The organism is Microcoleus sp. Pol11C3 (genome assembly GCF_036701485.1).
GTDB lineage: Bacteria > Cyanobacteriota > Cyanobacteriia > Cyanobacteriales > Microcoleaceae > Microcoleus.
Map to the genome: position 1 here is coordinate 26,117 of NZ_JAUBQW010000002.1, position 18,523 is coordinate 44,639.

The 18,523-nt window shown below is 44.0% G+C and carries 17 protein-coding genes; 9 read left to right on the plus strand and 8 right to left on the minus strand.

All coding sequences use genetic code 11. The annotated features are described in order from the left end of the window. Nucleotides 1-61: 61 nt before the first annotated feature. Nucleotides 62-1,087, plus strand: coding sequence for a hypothetical protein (locus tag QUA40_RS00890; RefSeq protein WP_333121027.1), 1,026 nt, complete (start codon nt 62-64; stop codon nt 1,085-1,087). Between the two features lie 125 nt (nt 1,088-1,212). On the opposite strand, the gene QUA40_RS00895 is transcribed toward QUA40_RS00890, so the two are convergent. Then, nucleotides 1,213-1,536, minus strand: coding sequence for a TMEM14 family protein (locus QUA40_RS00895; protein WP_190735279.1), 324 nt, complete (start codon nt 1,534-1,536; stop codon nt 1,213-1,215). Between the two features lie 126 nt (nt 1,537-1,662). Here QUA40_RS00895 and QUA40_RS00900 point away from each other — a divergent pair, with 126 nt between their 5' ends. From QUA40_RS00900 to QUA40_RS00915, 4 genes are all read left to right on the plus strand, one after another. Then, nucleotides 1,663-2,967, plus strand: a complete 1,305-nt coding sequence (locus QUA40_RS00900; protein WP_333121029.1) for an ATP-binding protein — start codon at nt 1,663-1,665, stop codon at nt 2,965-2,967. Between the two features lie 238 nt (nt 2,968-3,205). Further along, nucleotides 3,206-3,652 carry a tellurite resistance TerB family protein gene (locus tag QUA40_RS00905; RefSeq protein WP_333121031.1) on the plus strand — a complete coding sequence of 149 codons (447 nt, stop codon included), beginning with the start codon at nt 3,206-3,208 and terminating at the stop codon, nt 3,650-3,652. A 153-nt stretch (nt 3,653-3,805) separates the two neighbouring features. Further along, entirely contained in the window at nt 3,806-4,231 is a 426-nt protein-coding gene (locus tag QUA40_RS00910) for a thioesterase family protein (protein WP_333121033.1), read from the plus strand. Nucleotides 4,232-4,307: 76 nt separating this feature from the next. Then, the gene (locus tag QUA40_RS00915; RefSeq protein WP_333121035.1) at nt 4,308-5,279 is read left to right on the plus strand and encodes a putative 2-dehydropantoate 2-reductase; all 972 of its coding nucleotides are present in this window, start codon (nt 4,308-4,310) and stop codon (nt 5,277-5,279) included. A gap of 101 nt (nt 5,280-5,380) precedes the next feature. Here the strand turns inward: QUA40_RS00915 and QUA40_RS00920 are convergent, their stop codons facing one another. From QUA40_RS00920 to menA, 4 genes are all read right to left on the minus strand, one after another. Continuing rightward, complete coding sequence (locus QUA40_RS00920) at nt 5,381-6,814, minus strand: 2-succinylbenzoate--CoA ligase (protein WP_333121037.1); 1,434 nt, start codon at nt 6,812-6,814, stop codon at nt 5,381-5,383. Between the two features lie 76 nt (nt 6,815-6,890). Continuing rightward, nucleotides 6,891-7,961: an o-succinylbenzoate synthase gene (locus tag QUA40_RS00925; RefSeq protein WP_333121038.1), complete on the minus strand. Its 1,071-nt coding sequence runs from the start codon at nt 7,959-7,961 to the stop codon at nt 6,891-6,893. 11 nt (nt 7,962-7,972) lie between these two features. Continuing rightward, nucleotides 7,973-8,773: a 2-succinyl-6-hydroxy-2,4-cyclohexadiene-1-carboxylate synthase gene (gene menH / locus QUA40_RS00930; RefSeq protein WP_333121040.1), complete on the minus strand. Its 801-nt coding sequence runs from the start codon at nt 8,771-8,773 to the stop codon at nt 7,973-7,975. Between the two features lie 133 nt (nt 8,774-8,906). Then, nucleotides 8,907-9,803: a 2-carboxy-1,4-naphthoquinone phytyltransferase gene (gene menA / locus QUA40_RS00935; protein WP_333121041.1), complete on the minus strand. Its 897-nt coding sequence runs from the start codon at nt 9,801-9,803 to the stop codon at nt 8,907-8,909. A gap of 426 nt (nt 9,804-10,229) precedes the next feature. Between menA and QUA40_RS00940 the strand changes: the two genes are divergently transcribed. Beyond that, nucleotides 10,230-11,663 carry an isochorismate synthase gene (locus QUA40_RS00940; RefSeq protein ID WP_333121043.1) on the plus strand — a complete coding sequence of 478 codons (1,434 nt, stop codon included), beginning with the start codon at nt 10,230-10,232 and terminating at the stop codon, nt 11,661-11,663. Between the two features lie 52 nt (nt 11,664-11,715). Here the strand turns inward: QUA40_RS00940 and QUA40_RS00945 are convergent, their stop codons facing one another. Further along, on the minus strand, nt 11,716-12,015 hold the full coding sequence (locus QUA40_RS00945) for an antibiotic biosynthesis monooxygenase (protein WP_333121044.1): 300 nt from the start codon (nt 12,013-12,015) through the stop codon (nt 11,716-11,718). Nucleotides 12,016-12,088: 73 nt separating this feature from the next. On the opposite strand from QUA40_RS00945, the gene menD reads away from it, so the two are divergent. Continuing rightward, complete coding sequence (gene menD, locus QUA40_RS00950) at nt 12,089-14,029, plus strand: 2-succinyl-5-enolpyruvyl-6-hydroxy-3-cyclohexene-1-carboxylic-acid synthase (RefSeq protein ID WP_333121046.1); 1,941 nt, start codon at nt 12,089-12,091, stop codon at nt 14,027-14,029. Nucleotides 14,030-14,149: 120 nt separating this feature from the next. Here the strand turns inward: menD and grxC are convergent, their stop codons facing one another. Next, on the minus strand, nt 14,150-14,464 hold the full coding sequence (gene grxC, locus QUA40_RS00955) for a glutaredoxin 3 (protein ID WP_333121048.1): 315 nt from the start codon (nt 14,462-14,464) through the stop codon (nt 14,150-14,152). A gap of 262 nt (nt 14,465-14,726) precedes the next feature. Here grxC and QUA40_RS00960 point away from each other — a divergent pair, with 262 nt between their 5' ends. Beyond that, nucleotides 14,727-14,942 (plus strand): hypothetical protein, encoded by a 216-nt coding sequence (locus tag QUA40_RS00960; protein ID WP_333121190.1) that lies wholly within the window; start codon nt 14,727-14,729, stop codon nt 14,940-14,942. A 173-nt stretch (nt 14,943-15,115) separates the two neighbouring features. On the opposite strand, the gene QUA40_RS00965 is transcribed toward QUA40_RS00960, so the two are convergent. Continuing rightward, nucleotides 15,116-15,982 (minus strand): WYL domain-containing protein, encoded by an 867-nt coding sequence (locus tag QUA40_RS00965; RefSeq protein ID WP_333121050.1) that lies wholly within the window; start codon nt 15,980-15,982, stop codon nt 15,116-15,118. Between the two features lie 97 nt (nt 15,983-16,079). Between QUA40_RS00965 and cas3 the strand changes: the two genes are divergently transcribed. Next, nucleotides 16,080-18,260: a type I-D CRISPR-associated helicase Cas3' gene (gene cas3 / locus QUA40_RS00970; protein WP_333121052.1), complete on the plus strand. Its 2,181-nt coding sequence runs from the start codon at nt 16,080-16,082 to the stop codon at nt 18,258-18,260. Nucleotides 18,261-18,523: the final 263 nt, after the last annotated feature.

Consider the following 18,523-nt stretch of genomic DNA (forward strand, 5'->3'; position numbering starts at 1 on the left):
CATTCAAAAAGGCAGATGTTCTGTATTGTATGCTGTTTAGGGAAACGAGAGATGAAAGGAAATGAATGAGTATCTCAAGGCATTCCAGGCTATTACCCTGTTTAGCGATCGATTGTTGGCAGACGAATATCAATCCGTGGAGATTAAACAGTCAGCTACGCAACTCAGTTTAGATGTGGAACCTTGTATAGACGAAATTAAGCAATCTGCCATCAGACTCAAGGGTCTACTTCAGGTATGTTTCAAAGATGTATCTCAGGCTGAGGATGTCTGGAATAGCAAGCCGAGAATTGCTGGAGCATCTCCTGTTGATGTCTGGGAGCAAATTGGCGAACTAAGCGGATGCGATGTGAGAATTCGCAGTTTAGGAAAACAGGGCAAATATGATGCTGTTGCTAAAGTTCGCAAATCTTGGAACGACAAGGCGAATAAGTTAAAAAATCAGTGGTTTTTGTGGGATAAAAACCCTCAAGTCTTTCAAAGAGATACTATTGGTTTTTTTGAAAAAGATAATTTGCACAAAGAGTTGCGGAATGAAGTTGAGGCCCAAGCCGAGCGAGTGAGTTTAATTATGGAGAATGAACTAAGTTTAATTTTTAAAGAATTACAATCTATTGATATAGAAAAAATTGAATTGTGTATTGAATGCTTCGACCTAAACAGTCAGTCTAAATTTAGAGAGCGACTACAATCAATAGGCGGTGAGATTGTATCGAAGTTTACGGAACCACTGAAATATTTGCCTGATTCTTATATGAATAGTTTTAAAGAAACGCTGAAAGAACCTGTAGAAACTCTGGTTCATAAAAGCAATATGGGAATCAGTTTGGTCGATTTTGAAGAGTCCAGTAAAGTGATTGGGTTAATCCTGGATGGTGTGATAATCACAGTTTTTGAGGAGCGCATGAAACTAGCAATTCAAACAGTTGAAAAAGCCATTAAATTCTACAATAATTTTTTAGAGAAGCAGGCGCGGTATCAGCAAGAGACAGCCCAACAGCGAGCAGCGGAAAAAGATTGGATCGAATGCCAGCGGCAGCAACTGAGGGAAGTTCAGCAGTATATTGATGCAGTCATTAGTCATTAGTTATTGGTTAGTAGTTATTGGTTATTGGTTAGTAGTTATTGGTTATTATAACCAACAACTAACAATTAACAAATAACCACTGACCACTAAAAACAGTCAACAGTCAACAGTCAACAGTCAACAGATTATTGATATTGACCGCTGATTTCGTAAACGATCGCGCCCAAAGACGCTAAGCTAGCTAAAATTAGCATTCCTGCCGGCATGAATTTTTGAGTTTTAACAAGGCGCACAATAAACACTATTACTAAAACAGCGGAGATGGCTGCTGCTAATGTTAAACCCCAACTTTGTCCCATAAGCTGGGCGGTGCCGGCAAAAATTAGCAGCGAACCGCTAATCAAGCCCGAAATGAGCGAGGCTTGGCTTTTGGCCTTGATGTAACCCATGATGCCGCCAACCAGTGTTAGAATGCCGTAGCCGATCGCCGCTGCTGTACCTAAATTCATTTTTAATCCTCCCGATTTCACTCTTTGCATCTAAATTTATACAGCGCGGGCGGCAATTAGTGTCACGAATTGTTAGAAAATTTATTAAACTCAGTCAGGATATCTAACTGTTATACAATTGCCATTATGTCAGCCCTAACTTCTGGTGCGATCGCCCAAATCCGTTACATCCAGCGCCAAGCAGCATCCCTGCTGCTGTATCAATCAGTTCTCAAAAGCCCTGCGGGTCAAGCTTTTCTCGATTTGCTGCAAGCCCTTCACCACAGCGAAGTCAGCGGTTTGGAATGTCAGGTAGCTTACGGGAACTGGTTCAAAGTTCAGGCTGCTAAAAATTTAAGCTGGAAAGATTCTCTGATTTCTGAAATTCTCAAAGACGAAAATCCTTTTTCTCGCCGAGCACAGCAAACAGATTTTGCAAGTTTGCCCCCCGCGTTGGTGGAAGCAGCGCAACATGATTTAGAAGTGCTGCAACATATTTACGAATGCAGCAGCGAACAGTTGAGCAAGTGGGTGCGGGTAGCGGGTCAACTTGACGCAGTGCCTCCGATTTGGCATTCAGAAAGTGTCAAAGAAAATGGCGATTTGCCCCTGCACGAAAAACTGGAAAAATGGTCTAGCGCTGCGGAATCTTTGGCAGCTTATTACCGACAGTTTGGCACAGGTTTGTTTGCCGAGTATCGCGCTTTTGGGTGGCGGGGAGGGCAGTTGGCGAGTATTCCGCATCCCGATCACATAACTTTGAAAGAGTTGGTTTGCTGCGATTGGCAGCGGGATGCTCTGGTGAAAAATACTGAGTTTTTGCTGGCAGGTTATCCGGCTTTGCACGTCTTGCTGTACGGCAGCCGCGGTTCCGGCAAGTCTTCTTTGGTTAAGTCGCTGTTAAATGAATTTGGATCTCGCAATCTGCGCTTGATTGAAGTATCTAAATCGGATTTGCAAGATTTGCCACTAATTGTCGAGCAGTTGCGGGGAGTTCCTCAAAAGTTTATTATTTTTGTAGACGACCTTTCCTTTGAAGAAGATGACGATGCTTTTAAAGCTCTGAAAGTTGTTTTGGAAGGAAATGTAACAGCTCGCTCTCAAAATGTGGTAGTTTACGCAACATCTAACCGCAGGCATTTAATTCGAGAGTTTTTTGACGACAGGCCTCGCCCGCGCGATGGAGACGAAGTTCACGCTTGGGATACTGTGCAGGAAAAACTTTCATTTAGCGATCGATTTGGCTTGACTTTAACTTTTGAACCGGCAGATCAAAACACTTATTTAACAATTGTCCGACATCTGGCAGAACTTGCTGGAATCAAACTCGCTGCTGAGGATTTGGAACACCGAGCTAAAGAATGGGCAACTCGTCGCAACGGGCGATCGGGCAGGACTGCACGGCAGTTTGTTGATTTCCTGAAAGCAGATTTAGCCCTTTTTCACAAGTAGATCGTCTGCGCTGGGAGGGCGGGTTTTACCTGAAATATGGGAAGGCTATTCAGGATCTGAATAAACCCGCCATTGTAGCGCCGAAGGGCGAAATAAAAATTCTTAAGTTTTTCCTAATTTTATTGATAATAAATAACTAACAACATTTGATATAATTATCAAAATCCCCAAAGAAACCTCCAGAGCCAGAACCCATCCTGACTCCATAGATCTACCACTAAATAATGAGGAAAATATCATGGGTTTATTTGATAAAGTATCGCAGACTCGCCAAGAAACGGACGTAAGATTAGGGCCTGCCGAATCATTTGCGGCGATCGCGCTAATTGCCGTAGCAGCCGACGGTTACATCAATGACAGCGAAAGTAAAGCGATTAGCATGACGCTATCTCGGATGCAACTGTTCCGCAGCTATCCCGATGACGTGATGAGAAAAATGCTCGAACGCCTGCTGATGATTCTGCAACGGCAAGGAGTTGAGGTACTGTTTAATGCAGCTTTGGCAACGCTTCCCGACGAACTTAAAGAAACAGTTTTTGCTGTCACAACTGATATCGCTTTAGCAGATGGCGAGGTTTCAGAAGAAGAAGAACAACTTTTGAACGATCTTTACAGTGCATTGGGGCTTTCCGAAGATACTGCCCTCAAGATTATAGACGTGATGTTGATTAAGAACAAAGGTTAAGAAAGAAGGGGGAGGAGTGAGGAGGGCGAGTTTTACAAGAGAAAAAATTAGTGCCTACTTACTTACCTGATAACTTCTCCAAAAGAGCGGGTCGAGGGATATGATAGTTGGTAAAATTGCGATCCAATTTGCGATCGCCACCTACTACCTCAAATGCCTTTCACTTACACCCGTACTGTTCGCTTTCAAGATACCGATGCTGCTGGAGTCGTTTACTTTGCTAACGTTTTGGCGATGTGCCACGAAGCTTACGAGGCATCTCTAGCAGCATCAGGAATCAATCTCAAAGCATTTTTCAGCAATCCCGAGGTTGCCTTTCCCATAATTCATGCTAGTGTAGATTTTTATCGCCCAATGTTTGCGGGCGATCGGTTGACGATTCAATTGACGCCCAAACAAGTTACTGGCGATGAATTTGAAATTGCCTATCAAGTATTTTCTGGCGAAGTTGCAGGAAAAAGCGCTGCTAAAGCTCTTACTAAGCAAGTCTGCATCGATGCAGTTAGCCGAAATCGAAAACAGCTATCTGAAAACTTGATGCAGTGGATGAGGAAATTTGAGATTGAGATTTCCGATTAGTTCTATCTTTAAATAATAGCAGGGTATGACAGTCAAATTTCTGTTTTGTTTATATTATTTCTGACTTTTTGATATTATGTCAAATCGCAATTATGCCATTGTGGGCACGGGAGCTTTAGGCGGATTCTACGGTGCTAGACTGCAACAAGCAGGTTTAGAAGTCAATTTTTTGCTACGCAGCGATTATGATCACGTCAAAAAACACGGTTTGATTGTCGAGTCTCCCGAAGGCGACTTCACCCTCCCCCAAGTCCGCGCCTACCACGACGCGCACAAAATGCCTCAGTGCGACGTAGTAATTCTAGCGCTGAAAACAACTCAAAATCACTTTTTGCCCCAAATTTTGCCTCCTTTATTAAAGGATAACGGGGCGGTTTTAGTATTGCAAAACGGATTGAATGCCGAACCGGAAGTAGCTAAAATTGTTGGTGCAGAACGAGTGGTTGGCGGGCTGTGTTTTCTCTGCTCTTATAAAGTTGGGCCCGGTCACATCTGCCACCTAGATTACGGCACTATAACCCTGGGAGAATATGCCCAGGACTACAAAGCAATTGGTGTTACTGATAGATTGCACCAAATTGCTAAGGATTTTAAACGTGCTCATATTCCTATTAAAATGAGCGAAGATTTGCTATTGTCAAGGTGGAAAAAGCTGGTTTGGAATATTCCTTATAACGGGATGTCTGTAGTTTTGGATGCGAGAACTGACGAACTGATGGCTAATCCCGATACTCTGATTTTAGTTAAGGAAATCATGGGGGAAGTGATAGCGGCCGCCAAAAGTTGCGATCGCATTATTCCCGATGACTTTATCCCAGATATGCTCGAATACACTGAGAAAATGAAGCCTTACCGCACCAGCATGAAAATCGATTATGATGAATCGCGGCCCCTGGAAGTTGAGGCGATTTTTGGTAATCCGATACGGGTGGCCCAGCAAGCAGGTATTAAGTTGCCCCAAATAGAGGTACTTTACCGAATGTTGAAGTTTATGGACGTTCAAAGACAAGAAGCAGAGAGAACGAGAAGGCTATTAGGTTTGTCATAATTAGTCAGTTGACTGTTGACTGTTGACTGTTGACTGTTGTTAAGAGTCGGAAATAAGCATGAGAAATTCTGCCTTCTGCATTGATTGCGATCGTCTAATAATTATTGATATTCGATCGCAATTTTTTGCAATTGTTCTCGATTGACTTTGCCTTGAGAATTGCGCGGCAATTTTGCGACGATTACCCAATATTTCGGTCGCTTAAACTTGCTCAACTTATCTTCTATTGCCGCTTGCAGATTTTTGACCGTAACTTCGGAATTAGCGGGAACGTAGATAGCCGTAACGACTTGACCCCAATCTTTGTCTGGCAAGCCAATTACAGCAATATCCGCAACTAAATTAGTCGCTCGCACAACGGCTTCAACTTCCGCCGGAAATACATTTTCTCCGCCTGTGATAATTTTGTCACTGCTGCGTCCGACGATATTTAAGTAGTTATTTTTATCAAAAAATCCCAAATCGTCTAATTGGAAGTATTGGCGAGCGCCAAAATTTTCAGGATAATAACCCAACGCCAAAGATTTAGCATTTACCGCAATATTTCCGATTTGATTCTCGCACAAAATATCGCCATTGGCACTGCGAATAGTTATTGTAGCATGGGGTAAAGTTTGACCCGAAGTGTTATTGCCCGCGAGAAAATCTTCGGGTTTGAGTGTAGCAATTTGCGAGGCCGTTTCGGTCATGCCGTAACTGGGTGCTAATTTGATTTGATAGTTTCTAGCTGTTTCTAAAAGTTCCGGCCAAGCCGGAGCACCGCCCAAAAGTACAGCACGAAACCGTCCCAGCCAATTAGCTGTATCTGGGTTTTGCAGCAGCCGTTGCAGTTGAGTTGGAACTAAAGAAATAAAAAATTCTTCTGGTTCTATGTCGCATTTTTCGCCTATTTCCAGTGCTTTGAAAGACCCAATTGCCAGTTTTCCTCCGGTAGTAAAGGAACGCATAAATTGCATTAAACCGCTGACATGATATAATGGCAAAACGCAGAATGAGTTTATTTTGTCAACTTGAAAATATTGTTGAAAACCTTGTACTGATGCCGTTAGTGTTTCCCAAGTGTGGATGGCAAAACGGATTTTTCCTGAAGAACCGCCGGTGGGAATCATGATCGTATCAAAACCGTTTTTAGTCGGCGAATGGAATTCCGGCGAATGGAATTCGCGGCTATACAAACGAAGTCCGCCTTCGCGGACTGGGATATGGGGATTTTTGGGAAGCGGGTATTGTCCCAAAATTATGTCTGGTTTGACTAAATCAAAGACTTGTTGCCATTCTTGTTTTACCCAGTTGGGATTGCAGAGAAAAATCGGGCATTTGGCTGCGCGGGCGGCGGTGAAACTGGCCAGAAATTGCACGGGTTCGGGTTCTGCGAGGCAAATTTTTGGGGGTGTTTTTTGTGCGGGATTTTGGGTGATTTCTTGAAATAGCCGATCGACAATTCGGGCAAATTCGCGACTGTCACAACCGATGAGCCAATTATCGGGCAAGCTAGCCACGAGATCAAGAATATTTACTGTTAGATTTATTGCCATAGATGCTTTCACCAACTTTCTCGATTCAAAACAATTACCTAACCCGCTTGATTGAGTTGTGCGAGTAATCTAAAATCTAAAATCTAAAATCTAAAATCGAATGATTGTCATCGAACCAGCAATCGGTGCCGAAACCGAGTGCTCTCTTATTTAAAGACAATTCTGTTGCTAAATTTAATCCTGCTTGTCTGCCGATTTCGGTTTCAAATACTGATGAGAAAACAGCGTCTATATTGTGAGTTTGACAAAATTTTCGCAGTTGGGATGGAGAACCGCATATCGCAGGTTTAATGACGAAAATGCCCCGCCAGCCTTGGCTGTAGCATTCTTGGATGCGATCGAGGTTGGCTGCAGATTCATCAAGGGCGATCGTAGTTGCATAAATAGCATTCAATTCTACCATTTCCTGAAACTGTGTTACGGGCAACGGCTGTTCCAAAAATTCAATCTCTGGGGAAAAATCGGGAGTGGCTTTTACCTTGTCGCAAGCTTCCAGCCATGTTTTAGCCTGCGAGTAATTGAGTCCCCCGTTGGCATCTAACCGCAAAAATGCCGATTGTCGATCGCACAAATTGTGCATTGCCTTAATTAGCTGCTGAAAAATCTTTAATTCTTCCTCAATTGCAGCAACGCCAATTTTCCATTTAAACGTGCGATATCCCTCTAACCAAAGCACTTGCCAAGCCTGCAAAGCTGTTTCACCTGCTGGCAATAAACCGCTGTACTGACTCAGCCTCTTCTCCTCGTTCCCAGGCTCTGCCTGGGAATGCTTTTCTAGCGGCTCTGCCGCGTGTAAAACAGAAACTCTTCCTCCTAATATGCGTTCCCCAGCAGAGACTACGAACGAGTTTGACAAGTTTGATAGTGCTGACTCAAAGCCAAATTGACAAGCAGGCAATTCACCGGAAATAGCAAAAATCATCTCTGATGAAATAGTACCTGGCAACTGCTGACAAAAATCTAAAGCTTGCTCAAAACTTTCGGAACCAAACCAACTCAAAGGCGCAATTTCTCCCCAACCAATTTGATTATTTTCGCCCACAAGTCGCAGAATAATTCCTGAGCGAATATCCCAGATGCCGTGACTTGTTCGCAAGGGGCGGTTAAATTTTCGCTGATAAGGGCGAAACTCGAATTGATAAAGCATTGGTTTTGTAGTTAATTATAAAAGTGTCTCACAACTGTGACAAAGTGATCGATATTTTCAAAATGGATATTATGACCAGCTTTTGGTACAATTTCCAGAATGGCGGCAGGACACAAGCTGGCAATTTCGGTATTTATAGTTGTAAATTTATCATCATATTCTCCCGCTAGCAAGAGGAGAGGGATTTGATTTTGTGCCAGTTTTTCCCAGAGAGAGGGCTGGTTGCCGGTTCCCATGTTGCGGAGCGATTTGGCTAACTCTAAGGGATTGTTTGCTAAGCGGGTTTCTATGAGTTTGTCGAAGTTGGGAGAGTTTTTTAAAGATTTGAATAAAGGGCGATCGTACCAGTTGAATAAAAAATCTTTAATGTTGCTATTTTCCAGCTTTTGTGCTAACTGTGAATCGGCTTGCAGGCGGTGCGATCGCTCTTTTTCTGTTTTCAATCCTGGCGAAGCTGACTCTAGCACTACTTTCTCGAATCTTTCTGGAAAATGTAATGTCATGTAAAGTGCCAGTCGCCCGCCCATTGAATAGCCCAACAACAAACATTTGTCTATTTGTAAATCATTTAATAACTCAATCAATGCTTCGGCGGTATTTGGCATAGTGTAGCAACTTTCGTCCCCGATTACTCTGGTTTCTCCATGACCGGGAAGGTCAACTGCTAGGCAGCAATAACTGTTAGAAAGTAAGGGAATGACCCTGCTAAAGTCTTGACTGCTGCCCGTGAATCCATGCAAAAATAAAAGTGTCGGCTGATTCTTGTTGCCAGTTAAGGAATAGTGAAAATTATAACTATTAAATTTGTCCATATACAATTATACGATTCAATATGAGGTACGGATTGCTAAATTAAACAACATTTTGAGAAGTCACCCAACTCCACCAACTCCCTCAACTTAGCAAACCATACCTCAATTTTACCGGAATTCTCGATCGCCCGACCTACAAACCAAAGCCCAACGCCAGCAGCAATCCGCTCGAAAAATGCAGCGTAACTGCGATAAACTTAGAGTTGCTGACCTTTCCCGGTTGGTCGTGATAGTCTGTGACATGGCGGCAAAGGTCGATCGCAAATGGCAAACTCCCAAAAATTAACAACGTCCAAATTGGGAACATTCCCAAAGCCACAAATAGCACAGTCAAAGCATAAACGCTGCCGCACAACCACTGCAACAACTGGGCACCTTTTTTCGTACCCAGCCGAACAATAGGCGATTTTTTTCCCGCCGCCAAATCGTCCTCAACTTGATGAAAATGAGAACAAAATAAGATGATACTCGTAGTAATTCCCACGATTGCCGAAGCGGCAAAATTAGTAGCAGACCAAGTTTGAGTTTGACTGTAATAAGCAGCAGCGAAGGCTAGCGGCCCGAAGGTGAAAAAGCAGATTATTTCACCCAAACCTTGATAGCCAAAACGAAACGGAGGCCCTTGATAAGTGTAGCCGAGAGCACAGCATAAAACTACTAGCAAAATTACTATTGGGTCTTTTTGCCACCAGCTTATGGCGCAGATTCCCGACATTCCGACTGCTAAAAAGAGATTGGCAAGCCAGAAAATTAAAGCTTTATTTCCGGTTAAGTTAACTAGGGAATGTGCTTTGTTTTTATCGATGCCTGTTTCTGAGTCAAATACATCATTGCTGAGATTCAGCCATGCTATAATCAAAATGGCTGAAATTAAAAATGTCGAAAAAATGGGCGAATTAATCGTTCTAGTTTCGGCAAAAGCAATTGCAGTTCCTACTGAAATAGGAATAACGGCAACGCTGTACATGGGCGGCTTGATTGCCGCTAGCCACAATTTACTATTTGGACGTTCAATTAACTTTGTTGTCATTACACAAACTTGATTCAAGTGATAACAGCGTAGTAATTTTACAATTTTATTGGTGAAGAAAGTCTACTCTGTATCTGTTTGAGTGCGCGGGGGGCATCCGTTGAGAGGCTTTGCGGGCGATCGCATGCCCGGTAATGCCCTTCTGCAAACCTCTGCGGGGTTGATCGCATGAGAGTCGAGATTGAGTCGCTCAATCTTAAAGTTTTATGTCTAAATGTTTCGATTGATCGCGCGTTGGCGAAGCCCGCCCCTACGGGGGCTACGCCAACGAAGAGGATCGTCTGTTTTTTCCCCCAAGCGAGCCCAAACTTTCCGGGAAACTCCAAAGGTCATGTTTTGCGATCGCCCTCCCGTGCTTAGATCGAAATAGGGGTTCTAGCGGGACAAAACCGCACTCTTTCTGACAAATCTGCTATTCTCGCTTTCATGACAGTAATACCGCACCGCGCTAATCTTTTACAAGACCGCAATCAACTGCATCAGTTTCTGTTAGATTGCCAGCAGTCTTTAACCGAAAAAGATCAAACAAAGATAGTTAGTATTTCTCAGGAGATTGCCCCCGTCGATCCGCTAGTTGTACTTCAAGAGATTTCCGAACCTTGCCAGCGGCATTTTTACTTTGAAAAAAGAGACCAGATTTCAGGCAACAGTTTTGCGATCGCCGCCCTAGATTCGGCAATCCATCTAACAGTAGCCGGAAGCGATCGATTTGCCCTCGCTCAAAATTTTATTCAATCTTGTCTTGCCAGAACAATTACCATCGGTACAGAACGCTTGCCCTTCAGCGGGCCGCACTTTTTTTGTAGCTTTGCTTTTTTCGATGAGAATGTCGCCACCAGTTCTTATTTTCCACCAGGCACCATATTTTTACCCAAATTGCAGATTACTCGCCTCAAAGATAGCTGTATAATTGTCGCGAATGCCATCATAAACACAGATATAAATGTTAAAATTGTTACCGAAAAAATTTGGCGAAAATTTGATAAAATTGAGTCTCAGAAATACAAAATAAATCCGACAGCTAGCAAGAGTTCGATATCTTTAAAACAAATCCCTGTGAAGGATTCCGCTCAATTTAAAACATCAGTAAAGTCTGCTTTAAAATTGATTGAATCTCAATATTTCAGTAAAATTGTTTTGTCCCAAGCAATAAATGTCATTTCCCAAACCCCTTTTAGTTTAATAGATTCCTTAAATAACTTGCGCCTCACTTATCCAGGCTGCTACGTCTTTTCGAGCAGTAACGGCAAAGGTCAAAATTTTATCGGTGCTAGTCCAGAACGCTTAATTAGCATTCACAACAATCAGTTATCAACAGATGCTTTAGCAGGTTCAGCACCGAGGGGAAAAAGTGAAGCAGAAGATGCGAAACTAGCCCAGGGATTGCTAGAGAGTGAGAAGGATATTCGAGAACATCAAGTTGTGATTGATTTTATAGTCCATCACCTTTCTAAACTAGGCATAACCCCCAATTGTTCCCCAACTCCCAGACTGCTGCAACTATCAAACATTCAGCATTTGTGGACACCAATCACAGCTCAAATTCCAGCCGATATTCATTTATTAAAGATTTTAGCTCAACTGCATCCAACCCCAGCGGTAGCCGGCGTTCCGAGAGACATCGCCCTCGAACAAATTCGCCGCTGCGAAACCTGCGATCGCTCCCTCTACGCAGCACCCATCGGCTGGATCGATGCCCGTGGCAATGGGGAATTCGCGGTCGGGATTCGATCGGCATTAATCGACGGCGATCGGGCTATACTCTATGCTGGTAATGGTATTGTGGCAGGTTCCGAACCGGAAAAAGAACTAGCAGAAATTCAGCTCAAATTACAACCACTTTTAAATGCTTTAGTCTAATTGAGCTACTTTGCAAAATGTAGAGTTTTCTGGCTAATTGATTCAGTCTGTGTTAATGTTTAATTTTTACCTCCTCAAAATGTTCTACTATGGGAAAAGGATCGTAAAAATGGTGAAGCATTCTTTTCCACTCTTGATATTGAACAGAACTCCTAAATCTAATTGTATGAGCTTCTAAATTTTCCCATCTAACCAATAAGAGATATTTTCCTTGAACTTCTGTGCAGCGATGAAGTTCGTGAGATAAATATCCATCTATAGACGCTATCAGACTGGAGGCTTCTCTAAAAGCTATCTCAAAATCACCGTCACAGCCAGATTTGACATTCAGCACAACCGCTTCAAGAATCATAAAAATGTATCCTGACAATTATTTGGGTATAATATCGTAGCACAATACAGAGTTGAGCTACTCAGATTTAGCAATGCCAATAGATTTTCGCAATACAAACACCGTCTGGGCTTCCGTATTAGCAGAAACTTTGCAGCGGTTGGGATTAACTACAGCCGTGATTTGTCCCGGTTCGCGATCGGCACCCTTAACAATAGCTTTTGCCCTGAACAACAAAATAGAAACTATTCCCATACTCGACGAACGTTCAGCCAGCTTTTTTGCATTAGGAATTGCCAAAAAATCTGGTTTACCAACCGCACTAATTTGCACATCGGGAACCGCCGCCGCAAACTTTTATCCTGCGATAATAGAAGCCAGAGAAAGTCGAATTTCCCTCCTAATATTCACCGCCGATCGACCTCCGGAACTGCGGGACTGTCACGCCGGACAAGCGATCGACCAAGTTAAAATATACGGCAATTATCCGAACTGGCAAGCCGAATTAGCGATACCTTCTGCGTCGTCCATAGGAATGCTAGACTATCTGCGCCAGACGATCGTGTATGCTTGGGAGCGATCGCAATTTCCAACACCAGGCCCCGTCCACCTCAACATCCCGTTTCGCGACCCGCTTGTACCCGTTCCAGACATAGCCGTAGAAGCTTTAGAAACAGAATTTAATCCCGAAGATTTCTTTGCAGGATTAGAACCCATTTTCGGAGGAGAAAGCTCTACCCCCCCCAGCCCCCCCTTGTTAAGGGGGGGAGAAGAAAGTACAATGCAACAGTGGCAAAAGTGCAGCAAAGGGATTATTATTGCAGGCGTTGCACAGCCTCAATTTGCCGAAAAATACTGTAGTGCGATCGCCCAAATTTCCAAATCCTTAAACTGGCCCGTTTTAGCAGAAGGATTATCCCCAGTCAGAAACTACGCCCAACTAAACCCCCATCTAATTTCCACCTACGATTTAATCCTGCGAAACCGCGAACTAGCAGATAAATTAACCCCAGAAATTGCCATTCAAATCGGAGACTTACCCACAAGCAAAGAATTGCGAAACTGGTTAGATAAAACCCAACCCAAACGATATATAATCGACCCCAGCCACCACAACTTCGATCCGCTACACGGCAAAACAATTCACCTGCGAACCTCCGTAGAAAATCTCGCAACTAATCTCGCAACTATATTAACTCAAGTCCCCCCCCTTATTAAGGGTGGCTCAACTCTTGTCCCCCCCCTTGCTAAGGGGGGGTTAGGGGGGGATATAGCCACTGCTACCACTAATATCTCCCCTCAAATCCCCCCCCTTAACAAGGGCGAGTCAACTCTTGTCCCCCCGGGGTTAGGGGGGGTTATAACCTCGCCATCAAACGAATACCTCCAACTTTGGCGCAACACCGAAATCCAAGTCAGAGAAACAATAGACCACAAAATATCAGCAATTAACAAAATAATCGAACCCAAAGTTTCCTGGCTGCTTTCCCAAATTTTGCCGCCAGCAACACCGATATTTATTGCCAACAGTATGCCAGTCCGAGATGTAGAGTTTTTCTGGAAGCCGAACAACTTAGAAATAAAACCGTTTTTCAATCGTGGCGCTAACGGCATAGACGGCACATTATCAACAGCTTTGGGAGTTGCTCACCGCAATCAAAGCAGCATCATGCTAACAGGTGATTTAACACTTTTGCACGATACGAACGGTTTTTTAATTAAAAATAAATTTGTTGGTCATCTGACAATCATATTAATTAATAACAACGGCGGCGGAATTTTTGAAATGTTGCCAGTTGCCAAATTTGACCCGCCCTTTGAAGAGTTTTTTGCCACGCCGCAGGATATCAATTTTGCTCAGTTGTGTGGAACTTATGGCGTGGAACACGAGGTAATTGAGGATTGGGAACAGTTCAAACAAAAATTAAATTGGCTGCCAAATAGCGGGATTCGCGTCTTAGAATTGCAAACAGACAGGCGCGCCGATGCTAAATGGCGCCAAGATAATCTAAGTAAATTTGCCAAAGATTTGTAGTCAGGACTTTTGTCAATAAGCCTGTCGCGGGTAGGCAAGATGCCCACCCCACAAGCAGAAAATTCACTCTTTGTGGAACAGGCATCTTGCCTGTTCTTGGGAATGGTGCAATATCTCAGTTTAAACGGCTGGTTGAGCTAGCAGCGAATCTAACTCTCCTTCTGCATCAAGTTTGTGAATGTCATCGCAGCCGCCTACGTGTTGGTTATTAATGAAAATTTGGGGTACGCTGCGGCGTCCGTTAGCCCGATCAGCCATTGCCTTTCTAGCGGCTTCGTCGCCATCAATTTTGTATTCCGTGAAATTTACGCCTTTCCACCACAGCAAAGTTTTGGCGCGGATGCAGTAGGGACAGGTTTGCCAAGTATAGATTTCCACATTGGCTTTGATGCGATCGGGCGATCGGCCCAAGATGGGATTGAGAAAATCAAGCATTTTCAGTACCGGGGTAAAAATTAAACTGGTTGGGGGATTAACGATCATTTTAGCTAAACGCCGTCAGTCCACGCCCTACCCAAAGGTTAGGGTGAGATGGAATTACCCGCCGCACCTGTGGCACTGTGACCCAAATCACACATTTACTCTACTCGGATCACTTGCTTTCACCCCTGACAATCACCTTCGCGGCCTCATTAATATCACCGATCTTTTGAGGAAACCAGAAGATGATAAATATATCGAATTCAACCGCACTGCCATGCACCCCGTACAACTCCTCCCCGGCGCTATCTCTGAAATCCTCGCTTCTGTAACCGATACAGGCGTTTTGACTCTTGCGGATCGCTACGGTTTGATGGCCGCCACCTTCGACGACTCTCTGGATGACGAAGACAGAGGCTGTGTCAACCGCTTGCTGCGGGCGGTGCTCAGAGGCCGAGTGAAAGTAGTCAACGAACTTTCAGCAGCATTCTAATCAGGATTTGAAGTTTTGTTCTGAAGGCAAGGTGAGTCAGCGGTAGATGAAAATAGTGGAAACTCAGGCAGGAGTGGAAACAGCGGTAATTTGAATTCGATTTAAAGTTTTCTCCTCTAACTCAACAACGGTTTTTTTGTCAAAGCAGCCTTTACCGGCTGCTTTTTTTTGATTTAATCGCGGATTTCCAGGTTGTACTGGCGGCAGAGGGCGATCAGTTTTTGTTGGAATCGATCGCGCACGCTGTCTGGCGCAACAATCCTGCAATCTTCCCAATAAGGAGAGATTTCGCGAAAAAACCAGAAAGTATTGGAGATATTCCGAATCACTCGCCTGATAGGTGGATCGCCTTCAGGTTCGCCGACTTCCTCATCTTCCTGCTTTCGCCTGTAGTTAAAGGCAAGTCTGCCGGATAGATGAAATTCTACGGGAATCCGGGCTAAATCTGGCAGCCAAGGTTGATCGACCGAAATCACCGCAGCATCTTCAATGCGATCGAGGAGTAGCGTCCAGTTATGTTCCAGTCCCGGTACGTCTTGATTTCCCTCAGATTCTTCGCAGCGGCACATTAAATATTGTCGCTTTTCAATGGGGACAATCCGAGCGTGCAAGATCGTGTAATGCCAAAGGCGATCGGTTGCATCGCGGTAAGACAGGCGAAAGGGTTGCTGTCTGTGAAGAAAATTGTCGATTTTTTGTCGCCAAATAGGTAAGGGGTTGCTCAAAAACCGATCGATTTCAGCCCGGAAGGGGAGAGTTAGTTCGCTGCGATCGCTCAACAATTGGGCAATTGCCAGCGCTTCATCAATTTTGCCCAAGTCGAGCAATTGCTGTCGGGCGATGTCTAGGGCTTTGATGCGGGTTTGTGGCCAGTCGTGGTTGGGGGCGATCGTCAGTTGGCGGCGGGCGATAGCTTCTATCAGTTTGGATATGTTCGGGCGATCGCCCCACGTCTTCCCGAATTCTTGGGCTAAGGCTTCCAACTCAGTTTTATCTCGTTCAGAAACCGATAGGGTGATCGATTGACCTTTGCGACTCATAAATATACGGACACTTTCTCATTGTATAGGCTTGATTATCTCTATTGTCGGTGTCAATATGGGAAATATCCAGTTTCTACGGACACAGATTCAGCATATGTCCGATTACCAAATTACCCTCAAATCCGTTTACTCCTGTCCCGCTGCGGAGATTCCCCAGGGAGTCAAATTACCGGAAGGTTGGACACTTTCTTGGCATCAACTCGAAACTTTAAAAGCAATTCGCGATCCGAATATTGATGTCATTATCAATACCGCGATGACCGGCGACGGTAAAAGTTTAGCCGCTGCTTTAGAAACATTGCAGATATTTTGTTGTGCAATCTGGCTGTATCCTACGAATGAACTGGCGCGCGATCAGGAGACTCAATTTAAGCACTATATCGAACAATTCCAGCCCAAACATCAACCCCGCGTGGTGCGACTCAGCGGCTCGGAATTAGAAATCTATGCAGAAAATGAAGGATTGAGAAAAGCAGCCGCGATCGCATCTCGCACAGGTCAATCAGAGATTTTATTAACTAACCCTGATATCTTGCACTATCTCCACCGAGGAGCGTATTTAAGCTCTGAAGATAGCCCCGATAAACTGTGGGGTCGCATCGACAAAGATTTTGACCTATCCATTTTTGATGAATTTCATGTTTTTGCGGCTCCCCAGATTGCCAGCGTCATCAATACCATGTTATTAATTCGCAATACAAACCGCCGGAAAAAGTTTGTATTTCTGTCAGCAACTCCTGACGAGCAATTAATTAAGAGACTAGAAACAGCAGGTTTTCGCTGTCAAACTATCGACCCTTTAAAAGCAGGCAAATATCTGTTCCCCGATCGACCCGCCGAAATAGAACAGTTGAAAACAGACTCCTGGCGGCAGATATTAAGGGAAAGTACGCTGACTTTTATTTCCCTAGAACCAACTTCAAAAGCTTCTGAAACTTGGCTTAAAGACAGTGCAAATCTCATCCTGACTCACTTTAAAAACAATCCGGGGAGTAAAGGAGCTATTATCCTGAATTCAATTGCTGCCGTCAAGCGGCTGACACCATTTTTTCGGGAATTGTTCGAGCCTCACGGTTTAATTGTTGGCGAAAATACCGGGTTGTCGGGAAAGACGGAAAAAGAGCGATCGCTCTCGTCAGACTTAGTTCTCGGTACTAGCACCATTGATGTCGGGGTAGACTTCAAAATCAATTTGCTAATTTTTGAATCCGCCGATGCGGGCAACTTCATCCAAAGATTGGGAAGGTTGGGGCGACACGATGGCTGCGATCACAATGGAGAATTTATTCAGTTTAAAAATTTCACAGCCATAGCACTCATCCCTAATTTCTTAGTAGAACGCTTGTTTGCGGGTGACGATCCCCTTTTAGAAGTGAACGGGATTTATGACCGTCCTTTTTTCTATCAACAAATTCGCGAAAAGTACCGCCAAATCAACAATTTTGAGGGATATTATTCGCGGTGGGGTGCGGTGCAGTCAGTTCAAATTTGTTGGGAATTAGGGCACAAGACAATTAAACAGCAGTACGCATCAAGTCAGAAAGCTTTTCAGGAAGCTGCTCAAAAAGTATTTAAAACTAGCTTGGGGAAAGTGGCAGGTAATATTAAACAGTGGGGCAAAGAGTGGCAAGAGCGATCTGGTAATAAGACAGGAAATCCAATAGTTGAAGATGCTAGCAGTTTTCGAGGTTCTAGTCCTCTCCAATGTGGCATTTGCGATTTAACCGATTTCCATGAGGCAGACAAATTTAAAACTTACGATTTACCAGGAATTTTGAGCAATTTGGAAATCGAACCGATGACGGAAACTGCATTTATGCGAATGTTGAACGAGACATCTGAACGCCTTGGACAACCGATCGCCAAAGGTCGATTTAAACATTGTCTTGCTTTTTTGAAGTTGCGTAGTTATCGGGAGGAAAGACTGAATTGGAAATTTACTTATTCGGGAAAATTAGAGGAAAATGCTGCTGCTTGGAAGGTTCAGGTTTTAACGGGTATTGAGGTTTTGCAACCTGAGAATTATTGGATCGGGGAAATCAACAAGCGTTTGAAGAAGCAAGCATTGGTTTGTTATGTGCTGCGTTATCCGGTGGCTGAAGTGCGATCGCGCCTGCGACTGCCGGTGCACTTTCAGATTTATCCCATTTGCGATGGGTACAGCTTCCACGATGCGACTGCACCTTATTCTATAGCCTTTGGGCAATCGGCGCTGTTGGTGGATACGCTGGCCCACTGGCTCAAGAGCAAGGGGGATGAAATATGGATTGCGTAGAAAGTCAAGCCCTGATAGGGGTTTGGGTTAAGTCAGGTAAGAAGGTAGAGGAACGAACGCCATTAGGAGCGCAGTGAATTTTTTCAATCCCTAATAGGGGGTTTAAGCTCTAAATAAAAATTGTAAAGCTTTTTCTACCTATCCATACCCTATATCAGTATACCAAGGATGACAACAATTGTTTAGATCGTTTATACTCAGGCAATGGAAAGCTTCGCGGCTCTGTGAGCAACGATCGCGAGTAGGAACACAGATATGTAATC

Bases quoted from the DNA above. Each gene is read 5' to 3' on its own strand.
- cas3 (WP_333121052.1), top strand. From the start codon at position 16,080: ATGTCCGATTACCAAATTACCCTCAAATCCGTTTACTCCTGTCCCGCT.
- grxC (WP_333121048.1), bottom strand. From the start codon at position 14,464: ATGCTTGATTTTCTCAATCCCATCTTGGGCCGATCGCCCGATCGCATC.
- QUA40_RS00910 (WP_333121033.1), top strand. From the start codon at position 3,806: ATGCCTTTCACTTACACCCGTACTGTTCGCTTTCAAGATACCGATGCT.
- QUA40_RS00940 (WP_333121043.1), top strand. From the start codon at position 10,230: ATGACAGTAATACCGCACCGCGCTAATCTTTTACAAGACCGCAATCAA.
- menA (WP_333121041.1), bottom strand. From the start codon at position 9,803: ATGACAACAAAGTTAATTGAACGTCCAAATAGTAAATTGTGGCTAGCG.
- QUA40_RS00895 (WP_190735279.1), bottom strand. From the start codon at position 1,536: ATGAATTTAGGTACAGCAGCGGCGATCGGCTACGGCATTCTAACACTG.
- QUA40_RS00945 (WP_333121044.1), bottom strand. From the start codon at position 12,015: ATGATTCTTGAAGCGGTTGTGCTGAATGTCAAATCTGGCTGTGACGGT.
- QUA40_RS00890 (WP_333121027.1), top strand. From the start codon at position 62: ATGAATGAGTATCTCAAGGCATTCCAGGCTATTACCCTGTTTAGCGAT.
- QUA40_RS00915 (WP_333121035.1), top strand. From the start codon at position 4,308: ATGTCAAATCGCAATTATGCCATTGTGGGCACGGGAGCTTTAGGCGGA.
- QUA40_RS00965 (WP_333121050.1), bottom strand. From the start codon at position 15,982: ATGAGTCGCAAAGGTCAATCGATCACCCTATCGGTTTCTGAACGAGAT.
- menD (WP_333121046.1), top strand. From the start codon at position 12,089: ATGCCAATAGATTTTCGCAATACAAACACCGTCTGGGCTTCCGTATTA.
- QUA40_RS00920 (WP_333121037.1), bottom strand. From the start codon at position 6,814: ATGGCAATAAATCTAACAGTAAATATTCTTGATCTCGTGGCTAGCTTG.
- QUA40_RS00900 (WP_333121029.1), top strand. From the start codon at position 1,663: ATGTCAGCCCTAACTTCTGGTGCGATCGCCCAAATCCGTTACATCCAG.
- QUA40_RS00925 (WP_333121038.1), bottom strand. From the start codon at position 7,961: ATGCTTTATCAATTCGAGTTTCGCCCTTATCAGCGAAAATTTAACCGC.
- menH (WP_333121040.1), bottom strand. From the start codon at position 8,773: ATGGACAAATTTAATAGTTATAATTTTCACTATTCCTTAACTGGCAAC.
- QUA40_RS00905 (WP_333121031.1), top strand. From the start codon at position 3,206: ATGGGTTTATTTGATAAAGTATCGCAGACTCGCCAAGAAACGGACGTA.
- QUA40_RS00960 (WP_333121190.1), top strand. From the start codon at position 14,727: ATGCACCCCGTACAACTCCTCCCCGGCGCTATCTCTGAAATCCTCGCT.